Genomic DNA, 15,319 nt, shown 5'->3' with positions numbered 1-15,319 from the left:
TCCGTCCTCGGCCTCTCTCAATAGATCCTCGGGACAAGCCCGAGGATGACGCCGTGTCCAGAAAAACACCGAAACTGTTGAGCACATCACCCCTGCGACACGCGGGCCCTTGACCCGCCAGTGGGACTGTCTATCTCGGGTGTCATGGCACTGCATCTCCTCAAGCTCTGCGTCGGAGCCGACTCCATCAATGATCTGCGCGACTGGGTCGCCGAACGCTGCCTCGTCGCGGTTGCGGCGGGCCTGGAGCCGCATTCTTCGCATGTTACCCGCATGGTGCCGAAGCGCATGGAGGAACTGCTCGATGGCGGTTCGCTCTACTGGATCATCAAGGGCCAGTTGTCTGCGCGGCAGAAGCTCCTTGATATCAAGACCTTCACCGGCGGCGACGGGATTACGCGCTGCGAGCTGATCCTCGGCCCCGAGGTCATCGAGGTGGCACCGGCGCCGCGCCGTCCGTTCCAGGGCTGGCGCTATCTGGATGCGGATGTCGCCCCGCGCGACCTTGCTGCCTCCGGCGCCGATATCGAGGACATGCCTGACGATCTCAAGCGGGAACTGGCCGAACTCGGCCTGCTTTGAGTTGTCCTTTTTGATCCGCATCAGGAGAAGGTTCCGGCTTGTGAGTGCCGGTCTCTGACGGTACCCTAAATTTTGGGTGGATTGCGCTGCCAGGGGGCAGGGCGCGGTCCGGGATCAGGGGGAACCATGCCGTCTTATAAAATGCCTTGTCTTGCGCTGGCGCTGGCTGTCGCCGCGTCGCATCCTGCTGTGGCGGAAGACTCGTCGATCGATCTGAAGCTCTTCGGCAAACACGAGATCGAGGGCGGCCTCAGCACCTGTCATCTCGCCTTCTGGCAGAGCAACAAGGATCCCGAGACCGACAAGTATGCCTATCTGATCTATATGCCCTTTGATCAGGACGGCGTGCCGTTGCAGGCGGTTGTCGAGATCGGCACGGAGAAGATTGCGCTGACGGAGAGCGCGCGCGGCGATTTCGATCCGCCGTCGCGGCTCGGTTACCGCCTCTTTTCCAGCATCGACCACGAGACGCATATGCTGGTTCGGATCGAAGAGGCTGTCGTGACCGGTTCGCTGCAGACGGTCGGCAAGGCAACCGTCACTGTGGTGCGGCCGGATCTCCCGCCCTTCGTTGCGGGCGCCAAGGGCGTCATCGGCTGCCCTGGCACATCGGCGCCCGAGACGGCTGCCGCTATTCCTTCTGAGCCCGTCTCCGACGAGGGTGCCGCCGCCGGCGGGCGGTCGCCCTATACCGGCCGCGTCGGGCTGCCGCTTGCCCCGCCTGTCCTTCTGGCATCGACAAGCGAGGTGCCGGATGCCGTTCGCCGCGAGATTGCGACCTATGCGCCGGATCAATGCAGCGAGCCGGAAACGCTTGCCTATCCCGGTCAGCGTTATGCCGTGAACGACAACTTCACTCTCTGGGAAGTACCGTGTTTCCTCGGCGCTTATCAGGGCACGAGCATCTTCGCGATTACCCAGAACCCGCCTGCCGACTGGGCGACGATGCTGAGCCTGCCCAATCCGCCAGCGCTTGAGGGCGAGAACAATGCCCAGATGATGAACCCGGAGGTCTTTGCCGAAAAGGGTCTGTTCATCTCGACATCGCTCGCGCGCGGCGAGGGGGATTGCGGCACCTATCAGGTCTTCCGCCTGATGGATGCGCCGGGCGAGACCCTTGAATTCCAGCTGATGGAGTATCGCGAGAAGGTGAATTGCGACGGCGTGCAGAGCGAGCCATCCGAATGGCCGCTGCAGTTCCAGCCCGGAGAATGAATAGCGCGGGTGCCCTCATGCTGGCCGGATCGCGGGATCTGCGACCAGGTCGGATACTTCGGCCATCGAAAGGTCCCAATTCGATTTCAGTCGTCGATGACAGTCAACCAGTCGGCCATGTGAGGAACTCTTTTGCGCGCCCATGATCTGCCGATCTCCGATAAGACGCCTCGGCGGACAGGAACCCTCGCGCGGCGGATCGCGCTGCGCCTTGGGCTTACCCTTGTCGGCCTCGCCGGCCTATTCGGTGCCTATGACGGCCTGCTGATCTTCTCGGGCAATTTTCACGAAATTGTGCCGGGCCAGTTCTATCGCTCAGCGCAGCTTTCCGGCGAACGCCTCGGCGCCGAGATCGATCGCTACGGGATCAAGACCGTGATCAATCTGCGGGGCGAAAGTCCGGACAGGGGATGGTATATCGACGAGGTTGCGGCGACGGCTGCGCATGGGGCAACCCATGTCGATTTCGGGATGTCCGCCAGCCGCGACCTGACGCCGGAGCGGACACAGGAATTGCTGACGCTGCTGAAAACCGCCAAGCAGCCGATCCTCGTGCATTGCATGTCCGGCGCTGACCGCACCGGGCTTGCCTCTGTGATCTTTCTTCAGCAAGTGGCCGGCATCGACGAAGAGCAGGCCGAGTGGCAGCTTTCGCCGATCTACGGCCACATCAACCTGCCCTTCCTTGCCGTCTATGCCATGGATGATACCTGGGAGAGCCTTGAAAAACTGATCGGTCTGGAAAGCTGACGCAGCCACCCCTGGGCGCGATCGGTCGGTGTCCTTTCGTCGCAAAGCATGCTATGGGCGCGGCCATGACGACAGAACCCGACTTTTTCACCCGCGCCATTCCCGGTCCCGTCCCCTATGGGCAGGCGGTATTTGCGGTTGCGCCCATGATCGACTGTACAGCGCGTTTTTAAGTCGTTGAAATCGTTGGTGTATTTATTTTCAGAAAGGCGATGGTGCAGTTCTGGTGCAGTTTGCGCCAATGGGCTGGTGCAGATTCAACCGATGGTGACGCGAGGCTGGGCGTGGCGGAGAATGTCTGAGGGGTAGCGGGCAGTGGCTGGAAAACCTGCCCGTTGAAGGGGATGTCACGGTGGGGCACTACTCAGGCTTGGGGGCTTGGTGCAGTTGACAGCTATTCATCTCTGGGGCGCGTCGAGATCCGAGAGTCCGGACGAGGCAGTCCCAGCGGCGTATAGAAGTAGCTCACCATCAGGGATGGCACGCCGGCGCTGGCAATCTCGACTAGGTCGAAATCTGCCGGGTCTTCGATCATCCCGGAGGTGCTGTGCGCGAGCCCCTTGTTCGTCATTCGAAACACACTGAGCAGAGCCCTTTCCGCTTCGTCCGCATCACCGCCGTACCTGCTTACCGCTACGCCAGGTGACAACATTGGGAGGGGGCCACTGGCGTTCTTGAAGTGCTCGACACCAATGTCACTGGGCCGACGCTTCTTGATTTGGCTGAGCGAGCCCTTCTCATCGCAGAGCCCCAAAAATTCCATCAGGGCTCGGCAATGGACCAGTCCGACTTCCAGCATCGGATTGGTGATGGCGTTCAGGTTGCCTTCAAGGGTTAGTTTGCCGTCGATGTGGACGGCTATGGGCGGGGCCGCCTGCCATTGCGACCTTATCGTCAGCGCCCAGTTGAGGGTGGCAACGGATTGCATTCGGTGATCGAGATGTCGAAGGTATTTCTCGGTATCGAAGGTCAAGGTCATGTCTCCCCGAAAGCCCGTCTCAAAAGCGCATACGCACGAGCGGTCTTTACCTTACAGCTCGGGCACTCATGCTGAGTTCTAAATGTTTTAGAGAGCCGCAGAGAATTTCTGCTTTTAACGCACCTTTCCCCGCATTCGCACACGCATTCCCAGCGAGGATAAATATCGCTGTACCTCAGAGATAGTCGCCGCAAGAGCACCAGCCTGCCTATTTTCATACCCGGCTTAAGGTAGACTTTAGGCCTCATGGCATCGCCCTCCCGATCTCGGACGCCAACTCCATCAGTTCGCGGTCTTCCACTTTCATCTTCCTAGGAGGGCGCTGCCCTCGTCCGTTGGTGTGATTGAAGTGTACCAGCGCCGGGTTCAGCTATTCAACTGTTTGTGGAATAGCGACGATTTCCTTGGTGCAGTTGCAAGCTCAGATCGCCATTGCCGTGGTGCAGTTCTTGGTGCAGTCCAAAAGTTACCCAGCGTCACGGCCAATGGATTCAAATGGTTGCCCGTGGTAGAGAGTGGCCCAAAATGGCCGTGGCGCAGCGTGGCCCTGCGTGGTGCAGTTGGAAAAACAGTGACAAATCAATATCTTAAAGGCGAAAAAGTCTTCGCCGTCGCACCTATGATCGACTGGACGGATAGGCATTGCCGGTTCTTCCACCGCCAGCTGTCGGCCAAGGCACTGCTCTATACCGAGATGGTGGTGGCTGACGCGATCATCCATGGGCCGCGCGAGAAATTGCTATCGTTCAACGAGGCGGAACATCCGGTGGCGCTGCAGATCGGTGGTTCGGATCCGCGAAAGCTGGTCGAGGCGGTGAATATTGCTGCTGATTACGGCTATGACGAGATCAACCTCAATGTTGGATGTCCCTCGGACCGGGTTCAGTCGGGGACGTTCGGGGCTTGTCTCATGCAGACGCCCGAGGTTGTCGAGGCTTGTGTCACGGCCATGAAAAAGGTGGCGACGGTGCCGGTTACTGTGAAGTGCCGGATCGGGGTGGACGAGCAGGAGCCGGCTCAGGTGCTGCCCGATTTCCTCGCCCGGATGATCGGGGCGGGGGCGGATGCGATTTGGATCCATGCCCGGAAGGCCTGGCTGAAGGGGCTTTCTCCAAAGGAAAACCGCGAGATCCCGCCGCTGGATTACGAGCTGGTCTACCGGATGAAGCGGGAAAACCCCGGTGTTTTCCTCGGCATCAATGGCGGGATCAGCGATCTCGATCAGGCCGTTGAGCATCTCTCCGTCATGGATGGGGTCATGCTGGGGCGGGCGAGTTATCACAATGCGACGCTTCTGACCGAGGTCGATGCCCGCATCTATGGCGAGGCGGCCGTTTCGGTTGATTGGGACCGGGTGCGTGATGTGATGATCGAATATGCGGAGCGGGTGATCGCATCCGGCGGGCGGCTCAACCATGTCACGCGGCATATGGTCGGGCTGTTCCAGGGCTATGCAGGGGCCCGGCGGTACCGGCAGATCCTGTCGTCGGAAGCGACGAAGCCGGGTGTCTCGCCACAACTCATCGCCGAGGCCTTTGCGGCGGTCGATATTGCTGGCGGGCCAAAAATACACGGCGCGTCCAGCACCTCTGCCGCTGCGGAATAATCTCTAGCGCTGCTTTTCGGCAAATCTTGGTCTGAAATCGAAAATGGCGTCCCGTGGGACGCCATTCGAAAGTCAGATCAGGCAGCCTGGATGTTGACGGCCTTGGGGCCCTTGCCCATGCGGTCCGGCTCGGTGTCGAAGGTGACCTGCTGGCCGTCCTGCAGGGTCTGGAGACCCGAGGCCTGGAGAGCGGAGATGTGGACGAACACGTCCTTCGCGCCGCCTTCCGGGGTGATGAAGCCGAAGCCCTTGTCCTGGTTGAAGAATTTTACGGTGCCCTTGGTGGCCATGGGGATAGTCCTTATTCCCGTGTTGTCGTCTGCGCCGCGGCCGGCTGACCGGAAGCGGCTGGTTGAAGTTCCGCCGAAACGGAACCGTCGAGGGATCGCGATAACGGGGAAAGAACGTCTACCGGCGGGAGAAGGCCCCCAATGACCGCGCGGGCGGTCGATACAAGTCAGTCCAGTCTCCGGGATCATTTGTGCCCGAACATAGAAAGAGGTAGGGACATTTCGGAATCTTGGCAAGTATGAAAAGTCACAGTCGGGCCGACAAAAGCGCGGCAACGGGCTGAAATCCTTGAGATTTAAAGGGTGGTACCGTTTCCATGCGCCCCGTCCTGCCCCCGATCCCCTTGGGCGGGCCGTGCGGATGGTGCGGATCGTGACCGGGGACAGAGGTTTGTTCCGTCTTGAAGCAGCCGCCATCCGGGTTTAGGGGAGAGGTGGCTGGGCACGGGAGTGGATGAGTATGGCAAAGACGGGTGCCGCAGTGATCGACCCTTACGAGGTCCTGGGCGTGGCCCGCGATGCCGACGAGGCCGCCATCAAGGCTGCCTATCGCAAGGTGGCGAAGACCGCCCATCCGGATGCCGGCGGCGATACGGAAGCCTTTGCGAAGATCTCCGCCTGCTACGAACTGCTGAAGGATCCCGTGCGCCGCCGCGTCTTCGACGACACCGGCTATGATCCGCAGCTGGCCGAGCCGGCCGACCTCAAGGGGCTGATGGTGCTGGAAACGCTGATCAACGACATGATCCTCGACGAGCGCGAACCGGGCTCGTTCGATCCGGTCGCGGGGCTGCGCCGCAAGCTGACCGACGACATCCTGAAAGCCCGCTTCCACATTCTTGAGCTGGAGCGCCACCGGGCGCGGGTGCGCAAGCATCTCGACCGGCTCGGCCGCCGCCCCGAGACCGATGTGCTCGGCTCGATGCTGCGGGCCCGGGCGCAATCGATCACCGATGCCATCAAGGCCTCCGATGTGCAGATCGCCGCGATCGAGCGGGCCTATTCCATGCTCGAGGGCTATTCCTACGAGATGGAGCCGCTGCCTGTGGAAGTCGAGACCGAGGAGCTGCCGAAGGCGGCTGAGTAGGGGCGGAACGTAAGCTCCGGCTGACCTTTTCCGGCCGAAAGCCTGACAAAACACAAATCTCGTGGAGAACCTGTCAACGCCTGTTGACAGTGACTTAGCGTTTTTTAGTATCGCGACATACTCCGGTGAACTGGCCCTTGTCGAAGACAGTATCGGCACTGTCACCCCAGTAGGACTGGCATGGCATGACATGGCATGGCATGGATCAGGTCCGCCGGGCGCTGCGCGCGTTTGCGCTGCCTCATCCTGATCCGTGAGCCCCTGGGAGGGGGTCCCCAGATACCAACAACTGGAGAAGGCACAGATGCATAGCGACGGCTTCGTATCGCAGGCGCGCGAGACGATCATACATTTCCCCCTTGCGCATCGTCGGCAACTCGTTCGCTCCGCCGCCTGTCGGCTGGATCAGCTGAACGGACAGGCGGCGACCGATTTCTGGAAAACGCTCTGCAGCCGGTTGAAAACCGAGCTGTTCGATACCGGCCAAACCTATGAGGATGTGCGCCGGGAGATCCTCGCCTTTCAAGCCGAGGTGCACCGGGAGCTGTTCCTGCTCTACGAGCCTAATGGCTGCGAGCGCAGTCTCGCGGCGACCTAGCGTCGCTTCCTCCCCCTTGCGATAGAAATGGCCTTGCGGCCTGTCTGCCGTGACGACGGCAGGCCGCGTCATGTCCTGTCGCAGGATGGGGGCCTGCCTCATGACGGCGCGGAGCCCGGATTTGCGCGTGGCTTTGTCTCCACCTTGGTGTGGCGCCAGATTCGGCGGCAGACGGCGGATAGTTGTGGGTTTGGGTCGCAGGCGGCCCAAGCGGCAAGCGCTGTCCGTTCGCTGTCCGGATGCGGGCCGGGGCGGGTGTGGATGCGCTCGACGATCGCCAACGCCTGGCGAAGGTTGTTGGCCGCCTCTCTGTCATCCGGCCAGATGCCGGGGGCGGTGCTGTCATCAAGAGGCGGAAGCAGGTCACTCGCCATGGCCAGGAACTGCCGGCGCGCCTCGGGTTTGGCGCGGAGGGCGCAGGGCGGCAGCCTTTCGTCTGCGGTGAGTGGATCTGCCGGGCGATGGGCTGTGCCGCTGCAGTGCCGGCTGCGGCGGCATTGGCGCCGCGGGCAGCGGAGTGGGATTCCGCGTTCGTCGAAGGTGTCGCGCAGCAGGCGCAGCTCCAGCGGTTCGGGGGCGGGGGTTCGTGGGTCTGGCATGTCGGGCTCCTTTCGGTTGTTAGGGAATTGGCGAAATAGGGAAGCAAGGAATGGGCGGGTGGGGTGCCTCTCCCCTTGTGGGAGAGGTTACAAAATCGAGGGCTTAGCCCGATCAGGGCTAAACCTCAGATTTTGTTGGTGAGGGGATCGGTGATGGTGGCACGACGAACGGACCCCCTCACTTGCGATTTCAGATGTTTAGGCGGCTTGCGCTCGCCTAATTCATCGAAATCGCTTTCTCCCCCACCAAGGGGGAGAGGGGCTCCGCGCTTGCGGCCCGCTCTCCACCCTCCAGGAACTGAACTGTCAAAAACCCCAAGCTTCGCCGCCGGTCGGGATCACCTCCCTCCGGGTGGGTCATGCTTGTTTCGGACGAGGCGCCAGAAGCAACCTGTCTAAGTAATGTATGTGGCTCCTTCCGGCGCCTCGTTCGGCGTCTTTTCCCGCTGCATGCGTCTCTCTGGCAAGGCGGCGACGGTCCTCGTCATCCTCGGGCTTGACCCGAGGACCGAGGATGACCGGGCGTAGGGTCCGGCTTGGCAGAGTCCTCCGTAGAGTGTTCTGCCAGAGCCTGGCCGGTGGCCCGGGAGGTTCCCGTCGGATGGTGCACCATTCCGACCGGGACCCTCGCCCGGGGGATGAGGTTGGATCATTTGCGATCCTCCGCCATCCCCGCCGTTTTATCCGCCCCGCTGTCTGGATGTTCGCGACGGCGTGGGCGCCTTGTCTGTGTGCCTCTGAGGCACGTCCTTCCGATCGGGGTATCCGGTGAGAGGCATCCGACCCCATCACCTTCGTTACCAGCCCCACGTCCAGAGGGAGACCGTTGCAGCGGGCCGGGGATTTGTGCCTGCGAGAGCACGCCACCCCGGCGCCGGCCCCGCTTCGCCTGACATCGCATCGCCAGGTGTATCCGAGGGCGGGACGGGGATTAGGGTAAGGGGGTGGAAATGGGTGGGGATGAAAAAACTTTGTTTTGTTGATTTTGTTGGGGAATCGGGCCGGGGCGTCCCCCTTTTTTTGGCGATTTGTGGCGGACTGGCGGGGGTATCTGGCCTTGGCACGCTTGTGTTTGGATCCTCGGGTCAAGCCCGAGGATGACGGAGTGTAGGGGAGCGACATGTATCCTCCACCACCGTTGAGATCGCACAACGCTCGAGGAGAATGCCTCCCCCGGGCTAGAGGTCGTCATCCTCGGGCTTGACCCGAGGATCCAGTCACAAGCCAAAGTCGGGTCCCATCTCCCTCCTTGCTGCGGAGACTTCGGAGCGGTGCCCGAAGGCCAGAAATCGATCCATTGAGTCGAATTGAGCGAACGGAGGCCTGAGCGCGACACCGCGCGAAGGCTGTGAGAGGAGTTGGCCCGATCCGGATGTCAAACCTCAGATTTCGCACGAGGGGGGGCTCGGTGAGGTGAGTGCCAACGGAACCGTGCCCCTCTCTAGGAAAATCTGAAGTTTAGGCGGCTTGCGCTCGCCTGAGCCTTCGATTTTCCGTCCTTCCTGGCTTGGGGGGGGGCGCGATTCGTGCGGAGGGGGCGGTGACTAACGGTGTGGGAAACGCAGACTGGTGCAACTTCCTCTGAGATTGGGCCGATAAGTCCTTGAGAATCGCCAATTGACTTCAAAATTTGTTGATTCCGAGGATTTTTTCGATCTGCTTGCGGCTGTTCTCCAGACCTCGTTTATCTCCCGGCGTTTTCGAAAGGGTGATGTTTTCAAGCCCGCCCATGCCTTTTACAGGTTCAAGTCGGATATGCTTATTGTCCGATTTCTCGATATACCCATGGCGTAGTAATAAGCTGCTTACTTCAGCAGTCATTCTTTTGGGGTCCCTAGATGCTCGTTTTAAGTCGTTGCAGAGCTCGCTTACGTCGTCTGAATACGAAGAATTTTTGATTATTTCTTCAAGTATATGCTTGCTTCTCTTATCTAATCCATCGCTGTCAGCGTGCTTTAAGCAAGATTGTACGGCGAGGCGTATTCTGTCTGAAATCTCGTTCGGATATATTTCTGGAGACATCAGTTCTATGAATTCTCTGCTTACGAGAAACTCTTCTCCCGGGCCCGAGCCTTGGGTTGTGGTTATTGGCCTTTCGAGAAGTTGATTTTCAAGATCATTTATCTTCTCATCTTTTGTTCGTATTTCTTCCTGGTAGATATATTCAATTTCTTCCGCTGTTAAGCGCGTTCGCTCTCTGTTTCGTTGATCAATTAAGCAAGCCTCTTGGAGATTGAGCCAATCCCACCCCAACACTGGCATCTGGGAGCGGACTGATGTCGCGGCAGCTCTTACGGATTGCGATAATTCGAACCGGTCTACGTCGTTTCCGCCAGAAAAGAAGCGACGCAATGTTCCGTAAGTTGGGGCGACTAGCGCGATGGTCCCACCATACGAGTTTTTGCCTGCCGTAGCATCGCGGAGTTTGAATGAGAACCCTCGAGAAGGTTCCACAACAACGTGCGCAACTCCACCAAGTTCATACGCTAGCTTCTCTATTGCAACTCTATCTAGCTGCCACTCATTTGGTTTCTTGGCTGATATGTAGACTATAGGAAGGAACTTGCTTGCCGTGGATTGAAATATGGAGGCAGCCCGTAGGACGTCTTGTTCGGATTCGCTCAGCCATACCGGCTTGTCCGATACCGGCAAGCTCTTGTCCGACGACTGCCAACTGTCACCAATTATTGCCTTAATCAAAAACGGCTTTTTGGGTACGTCAGTCCTAGCAGTCGGCCACTTGGCAAGACACTGCGTTTTGAAACTGATTAGGTTGAGGTCGTTAGAAGGAAAACTAAATCTCAGCACCGCTTCAGTGCGCCATAAGCGCCCGTTGTCGTCTGGAATGTCATGACGAAAACCGATCGCTTTATTGCTTCCGTCATCAGTTAGCTCACGAAATATCAGCTCTTCATGGTTCGCCGAGCGAATGTGAGCGTGGCTCTTGTCGAGGTCTTTGCTGTCAAATTCATCAAGCACTTTACTGAAATTGTTTCCGCGAAGCCATGCTATGACTTGCGATAGGAACGCGGCTTTATCCACGCTCGATTTTACCGGAAATTCTGTTGCAAAAAGTGACATGAAGCACCCCTCCGTTCGAACAGCAACTTATCCGAGAGTGTCATTATAGCAACGGTGTTTCTTGTTGCTAACAGTCGAAGTATCTTGTGGATGGGGCGCTGTTGGGCTTTCTCATTCAGAGTGGGCGCCTTGCACGTTACCTGAAAGTTCAGATGCGAAGAACGCCAAATTTCGGGCTCAATGAGGTCCTCGACGATGCTATATTTAGCAGTCGGTGGCCATAGTTGCTACATCCCCCACAACAACCCAACCATCAACACTACCATCACACCCCGCACCAGCCATCGCACGCTGCGGGAACGGCTGCGCGAGCCGGCGGTCATGTAACTGAGGATATCAGAGAGCAGGTTTGCCAGGTCTTGCATGGTTTCCGCTTGTGCCCCTCTCTTGGAATTTCTAGCACTTAGCTGCGCTAAGATGCTGAAATTCCATTCTCCCCCGCAAGGGGGGAGATGACCTAGCGCCCCGGCCGCCCCGTCTTGCCCTTCGTTCGGCCCTTGCGCTTCTGATCCGCCGGATCCTCGTAGGAGCCGGCGCCGGAGCGGGCGCGGATGATGGGGCGGGGGTCGTCGGGTTGCCCCTCATCCGCCCTTCGGGCACCTTCTCCCCGTGAACGGGGAGAAGGGGGAGCCTCCGGCTTCTCGGGTAGCTTGCCGGTCACCGGTTTCTCGGTGCGGCCGACGGTCATTTCGTCGAGGGTGTTCTTGCGGAAATAGGAGCTTTCCGGGCCGGATTTCGGCATGGGGACGGCGCCATCGGTGCCGGGGCCCATGTCGTCGATATGGGGTTTGGAGAAATAGCTGCCCTTGCCTTCCGGGGCGCCGGATTTGTTGCGGCCTGACGTGGAGATGTGGGGCTGCCCCTCATCCGCCCTACCGGGCACCTTCTCCCCGCCAGCGGGGAGAAGGGGAGTGCCGCGGCCCTTGCCGCCTTCGATATTCTTCGCTTCCTGCTTCGCGATCGGGTCGTCCATGGCGGCGAGTTCGACGGCCTTGAGGCGTTTGATTTCGTCGCGCAGGCGGGCGGCCTTTTCGAAGTCGAGATCGGCGGCAGCGTTGCGCATGTCTTTTTCCAGCGCGTTGAGATGGGCCTGGAGGTTGTTGCCGACGAGGTGGCCGCCATCGGCGAAGCCCTTGCCGGAGACGCCGGAGATGTCGGCGCGGACGTGGTCGCGTTCGTAGACGCTGTCGAGAATGTCGGAGATGCGGGCCTTGACGGACTCGGGCGTGATGCCGTGTTCGGTGTTGTAGGCGACCTGCTTTTCGCGGCGGCGCGAGGTCTCGTCCATGGCGCGCTGCATCGAGCCGGTAATCTGGTCGGCATAGAGGATGACCTTGCCGTCGACGTTTCGCGCGGCGCGGCCGATGGTCTGGACCAGCGAGGTTTCCGAGCGGAGGAAACCTTCCTTGTCCGCATCGAGGATGGCGACGAAGCCGCATTCGGGGATGTCGAGGCCTTCGCGCAAAAGGTTGATGCCGACGAGCACGTCGAAGGCGCCGAGGCGGAGATCGCGGATGATCTCGATGCGCTCCAGCGTGTCGATGTCGGAATGCATGTAGCGGACGCGCACGCCCTGTTCATGCAGGTATTCGGTGAGGTCTTCGGCCATGCGCTTGGTAAGCACGGTGACGAGGGTGCGGTAGCCCTTGAGCGCCGTTTCGCGGATTTCGCCGAGCACGTCGTCGACCTGGGATTTGGCCGGGCGGATCTCGACCGGCGGGTCGATGAGACCTGTGGGGCGGATGACCTGTTCGGCAAATACGCCGCCGGCTTCTTCCATTTCCCAGTTGCCGGGGGTGGCGGAGACGGCCACGGTCTGGGGGCGCATGGCGTCCCATTCCTCGAAGCGCAAGGGGCGGTTGTCCATGCAGGAGGGCAGGCGGAAGCCGTATTCGGCGAGTGTGGCCTTGCGGCGGAAGTCGCCGCGATACATGCCGCCGATCTGGGAGACGGAGACGTGGCTTTCGTCGATGAACAGCAGCGCGTTGTCGGGGATGTATTCGAAGAGGGTCGGTGGCGGCTCGCCGGGTTTGCGGCCGGTGAGGTAGCGCGAATAGTTCTCGATGCCGGCGCAGGAGCCGGTGGCTTCGAGCATTTCGATGTCGTATTTCGTCCGCTGTTCGAGGCGCTGGGCCTCCAGCAGGCGGCCGCCCTTTTCTAGCTCGGCGAGGCGCATTTTCAGCTCCTCCTTGATCGACTTGATGGCGCCGTTGAGGGCGGGTCTCGGCGTGACATAGTGGCTGTTGGCGTAGATCTTCACCGTTTTCATGTCGCCGGTCTTCTTGCCGGTGAGCGGGTCGAATTCGGTGATGCTCTCGATCTCGTCGCCGAACAGCGTGATGCGCCAGGCGGCATCTTCCAGGTGGGCGGGGAAGAGTTCGATCGTGTCGCCACGGACCCGGAAGGAGCCGCGGACGAAGTTGATGTCCTGGCGCTTGTATTGCTGGGCGACGAGGTCGGCCAAGAGCTGGCGCTGGTCGATGCGGTCGCCGACCGACATCTGGAAGGTCATGGCGGTGTAGGTTTCGACCGAGCCGATACCATAGATGCAGGAGACGGAGGCGACGATGATGCAGTCGTCACGCTCGAGGATGGCGCGGGTGGCGGCGTGGCGCATGCGGTCGATCTGTTCGTTGATCGAACTCTCCTTCTCGATGAAGGTATCCGAGCGCGGCACATAGGCTTCCGGCTGGTAGTAGTCGTAATAGGAGACGAAATATTCGACCGCATTGTCGGGGAAGAAGTTCTTGAACTCCGAATACAGCTGGGCGGCGAGCGTCTTGTTCGGCGCGAGGATGACAGCGGGGCGCTGGGTCGCCTCGATCACCTTGGCCATGGTGAAGGTCTTGCCGGAGCCGGTGACGCCGAGCAGGACCTGGGTGCGGTCGTCATTCTTCAGGCCCTCGACGAGGTCGCGGATGGCGGTCGGCTGGTCGCCGGCGGGTTCGAAGTCGGAGGCCATGCGGATCGGCACGCCGCCTTCGGACTTTTGCGGCCGGGCCGGGCGGTGCGGCATCCAGAGTTCGCCGTTCTTGAACAGCGGATTGCCGCTTTCGATCAGGGCGGTGAGGGCTTCGACGGTGGCGGTGACGGCGCCGGTGGCCAGGGATTCGGCTTCTTCGAGCGAGACATCCATGCCGGCGATCGGATTGAGGCCGGCGGCGGCGCGGGTCTTCGGGTCGTTGGAGGCGCCGATCGAGACACCGCGGGAGGTCTTGGAGGCGGTGGTGTTTTTGGCGGTAGCAGGCTTCGCCTTTTCCAGCGCGACCTTTTCCGCATGGCGGCGGGCCTCGATCTCGATCTTCTTGCGGTGCTTGCCGGCCTTCGAGGCGAGTTCGCGCTGGCTCTCGACGGTCGAGGCCTCGGCTTCCGCCTCCAATTGCTTCACCCAGTCGGAGACGGAGCCTGCGAGCGGCGCGCCTTCGAATGCGGTCTGCGGGGCTTCCTCGAAACTATCAGAGGGGGCGGAGGATTTGGGAGACTTGGCCATGGCCGGAATATGGAGAACCGCGCCGGCAAAGGGAAGGGGCGGGGCCAGGATAATCAGAACAAAAACGCAACAGGAAGAGGAGGTTGTTGCCAGCGTGGTGGCAGGAGGGAGAGGGCGTCAGTGCTTGAAGACGTTGTCGCGATGCCAGACGAGATAATGCGGGTGGGGACGCAGATGCGGGGCGGCCGGGACGCGTGCCTTGCCGTCCTTGACGAGCAGGTGGGAGATGTCCTCGTTCAACTGGCGGGACTGCAGGATGGTGAAGTCGTCTGCGAGTGACAGGAGGCCGCGATCGAACATCCAGTGGACGGTGCCTGAGAGGGCGATACCGTTTTGCACGGAATCGTTGCCGCCACGCTCTACGGGCACGATATGGGCTGCTTCCACTTCGGGCCGGCCTCCGCCGTTGATCAGGCGAAGGCCCGTGAAGGCGCAGGTGCGATCATAGACCCGACGGATATGCTGGCGGAATTTCGCATCCCGGAACGGACGATTGATCGTCTGCTGCAGGATCGGCCGTTCATAGCCGTCTGCGACATACTCGGCTTGCGCCGGCTCATCGACTTCGAAGTAGGTCAGGGGGTCGGCTGGCAGATGACTGTCTCCCGCCTGGTCGATCCTTTGCGGCCACTCATCGGGTTCGGACAGGCCGCTGTTCACCAGGGCAGCAAATTCACCGTCACTGATCACGCGAACTGCCTGGACGCTGCGCCCGGGATTGACGCTTCCATCGGGGCGTACCAACTGCCGCTCGAACCCGCCGTTTTCGCGGTAATCCAGTGGACGGTCAAAATCGATATAGTCAGCCAACCTGGCGTAATAGTGATCCGCAATCTCGTTGTCGTCGTCGATCGCCGTGACCCTGGCAAGGCCAGAGTAGTATCGGCTCGGCATGCCCGTCAGGGGGCCGTAATAGACGATCCAGTCACCCAGAGACTGCTGCATTCGGGAGAGGTACATTTTCGGGAAGTGATAAAGCTGTCCTCGGACATCCTTATAGCCGCTCCCGTCCTTGTGGTAGAAAATCGCCTTTGCCATGGCC

Annotated in this window: 12 protein-coding genes; 6 read left to right on the top strand and 6 right to left on the bottom strand. The window is 60.4% G+C overall.

Annotation, left to right across the window (positions count from 1 at the left end; translation table 11 throughout):
• Positions 1–144: 144 nt before the first annotated feature.
• The 3 genes from GH983_RS09350 (at position 145) to GH983_RS09340 (ending at position 2,547) form a co-directional block, all read left to right on the top strand.
• Positions 145–582 (top strand): DUF1489 family protein, encoded by a 438-nt coding sequence (locus tag GH983_RS09350; RefSeq protein ID WP_153762253.1) that lies wholly within the window; start codon positions 145–147, stop codon positions 580–582.
• Between the two features lie 126 nt (positions 583–708).
• Complete coding sequence (locus GH983_RS09345) at positions 709–1,797, top strand: DUF1176 domain-containing protein (RefSeq protein WP_153762252.1); 1,089 nt, start codon at positions 709–711, stop codon at positions 1,795–1,797.
• Between the two features lie 132 nt (positions 1,798–1,929).
• The gene (locus GH983_RS09340; protein WP_153762251.1) at positions 1,930–2,547 is read left to right on the top strand and encodes a tyrosine-protein phosphatase; all 618 of its coding nucleotides are present in this window, start codon (positions 1,930–1,932) and stop codon (positions 2,545–2,547) included.
• Between the two features lie 394 nt (positions 2,548–2,941).
• On the opposite strand, the gene GH983_RS09335 is transcribed toward GH983_RS09340, so the two are convergent.
• Positions 2,942–3,520 (bottom strand): hypothetical protein, encoded by a 579-nt coding sequence (locus GH983_RS09335; protein WP_153762250.1) that lies wholly within the window; start codon positions 3,518–3,520, stop codon positions 2,942–2,944.
• Positions 3,521–4,145: 625 nt separating this feature from the next.
• Between GH983_RS09335 and dusA the strand changes: the two genes are divergently transcribed.
• Complete coding sequence (gene dusA / locus GH983_RS09330; protein ID WP_246727557.1) at positions 4,146–5,132, top strand: tRNA dihydrouridine(20/20a) synthase DusA; 987 nt, start codon at positions 4,146–4,148, stop codon at positions 5,130–5,132.
• Positions 5,133–5,209: 77 nt separating this feature from the next.
• Here the strand turns inward: dusA and GH983_RS09325 are convergent, their stop codons facing one another.
• The gene (locus GH983_RS09325; RefSeq protein WP_006724570.1) at positions 5,210–5,422 is read right to left on the bottom strand and encodes a cold-shock protein; all 213 of its coding nucleotides are present in this window, start codon (positions 5,420–5,422) and stop codon (positions 5,210–5,212) included.
• A 460-nt stretch (positions 5,423–5,882) separates the two neighbouring features.
• On the opposite strand from GH983_RS09325, the gene GH983_RS09320 reads away from it, so the two are divergent.
• Together GH983_RS09320 and GH983_RS09315 are read left to right on the top strand one after the other, a co-directional pair.
• A complete protein-coding gene (locus GH983_RS09320; RefSeq protein WP_153762249.1) occupies positions 5,883–6,509 on the top strand; it encodes a J domain-containing protein in 627 nt (208 codons plus the stop codon).
• A gap of 304 nt (positions 6,510–6,813) precedes the next feature.
• Positions 6,814–7,107, top strand: coding sequence for a DUF6074 family protein (locus GH983_RS09315; RefSeq protein ID WP_054149656.1), 294 nt, complete (start codon positions 6,814–6,816; stop codon positions 7,105–7,107).
• 98 nt (positions 7,108–7,205) lie between these two features.
• Here the strand turns inward: GH983_RS09315 and GH983_RS09310 are convergent, their stop codons facing one another.
• From GH983_RS09310 to GH983_RS09295, 4 genes are all read right to left on the bottom strand, one after another.
• The gene (locus tag GH983_RS09310) at positions 7,206–7,706 is read right to left on the bottom strand and encodes a hypothetical protein (RefSeq protein ID WP_153762248.1); all 501 of its coding nucleotides are present in this window, start codon (positions 7,704–7,706) and stop codon (positions 7,206–7,208) included.
• 1,623 nt (positions 7,707–9,329) lie between these two features.
• The gene (locus GH983_RS09305; RefSeq protein WP_153762247.1) at positions 9,330–10,787 is read right to left on the bottom strand and encodes a hypothetical protein; all 1,458 of its coding nucleotides are present in this window, start codon (positions 10,785–10,787) and stop codon (positions 9,330–9,332) included.
• Between the two features lie 457 nt (positions 10,788–11,244).
• Complete coding sequence (uvrB, locus tag GH983_RS09300) at positions 11,245–14,277, bottom strand: excinuclease ABC subunit UvrB (protein WP_153762246.1); 3,033 nt, start codon at positions 14,275–14,277, stop codon at positions 11,245–11,247.
• 117 nt (positions 14,278–14,394) lie between these two features.
• Positions 14,395–15,315: an HNH endonuclease gene (locus GH983_RS09295; RefSeq protein WP_153762245.1), complete on the bottom strand. Its 921-nt coding sequence runs from the start codon at positions 15,313–15,315 to the stop codon at positions 14,395–14,397.
• Positions 15,316–15,319: the final 4 nt, after the last annotated feature.

This window comes from Agrobacterium sp. MA01 (genome assembly GCF_009650195.1).
In the GTDB taxonomy this organism is placed as follows: Bacteria; Pseudomonadota; Alphaproteobacteria; order Rhizobiales; family Rhizobiaceae; genus Allorhizobium.
The sequence above is the reverse complement of the archived record's forward strand: the minus strand, read 5'-3'. Positions and strand labels throughout refer to the sequence as shown.

Excerpts from the sequence above, each read along its gene's own strand:
- GH983_RS09320 (WP_153762249.1), top strand. The coding sequence starts at position 5,883 with ATGGCAAAGACGGGTGCCGCAGTGATCGACCCTTACGAGGTCCTGGGC.
- GH983_RS09325 (WP_006724570.1), bottom strand. The coding sequence starts at position 5,422 with ATGGCCACCAAGGGCACCGTAAAATTCTTCAACCAGGACAAGGGCTTC.
- GH983_RS09310 (WP_153762248.1), bottom strand. The coding sequence starts at position 7,706 with ATGCCAGACCCACGAACCCCCGCCCCCGAACCGCTGGAGCTGCGCCTG.
- uvrB (WP_153762246.1), bottom strand. The coding sequence starts at position 14,277 with ATGGCCAAGTCTCCCAAATCCTCCGCCCCCTCTGATAGTTTCGAGGAA.
- GH983_RS09295 (WP_153762245.1), bottom strand. The coding sequence starts at position 15,315 with ATGGCAAAGGCGATTTTCTACCACAAGGACGGGAGCGGCTATAAGGAT.
- dusA (WP_246727557.1), top strand. The coding sequence starts at position 4,146 with ATGATCGACTGGACGGATAGGCATTGCCGGTTCTTCCACCGCCAGCTG.
- GH983_RS09315 (WP_054149656.1), top strand. The coding sequence starts at position 6,814 with ATGCATAGCGACGGCTTCGTATCGCAGGCGCGCGAGACGATCATACAT.
- GH983_RS09350 (WP_153762253.1), top strand. The coding sequence starts at position 145 with ATGGCACTGCATCTCCTCAAGCTCTGCGTCGGAGCCGACTCCATCAAT.
- GH983_RS09345 (WP_153762252.1), top strand. The coding sequence starts at position 709 with ATGCCGTCTTATAAAATGCCTTGTCTTGCGCTGGCGCTGGCTGTCGCC.
- GH983_RS09305 (WP_153762247.1), bottom strand. The coding sequence starts at position 10,787 with ATGTCACTTTTTGCAACAGAATTTCCGGTAAAATCGAGCGTGGATAAA.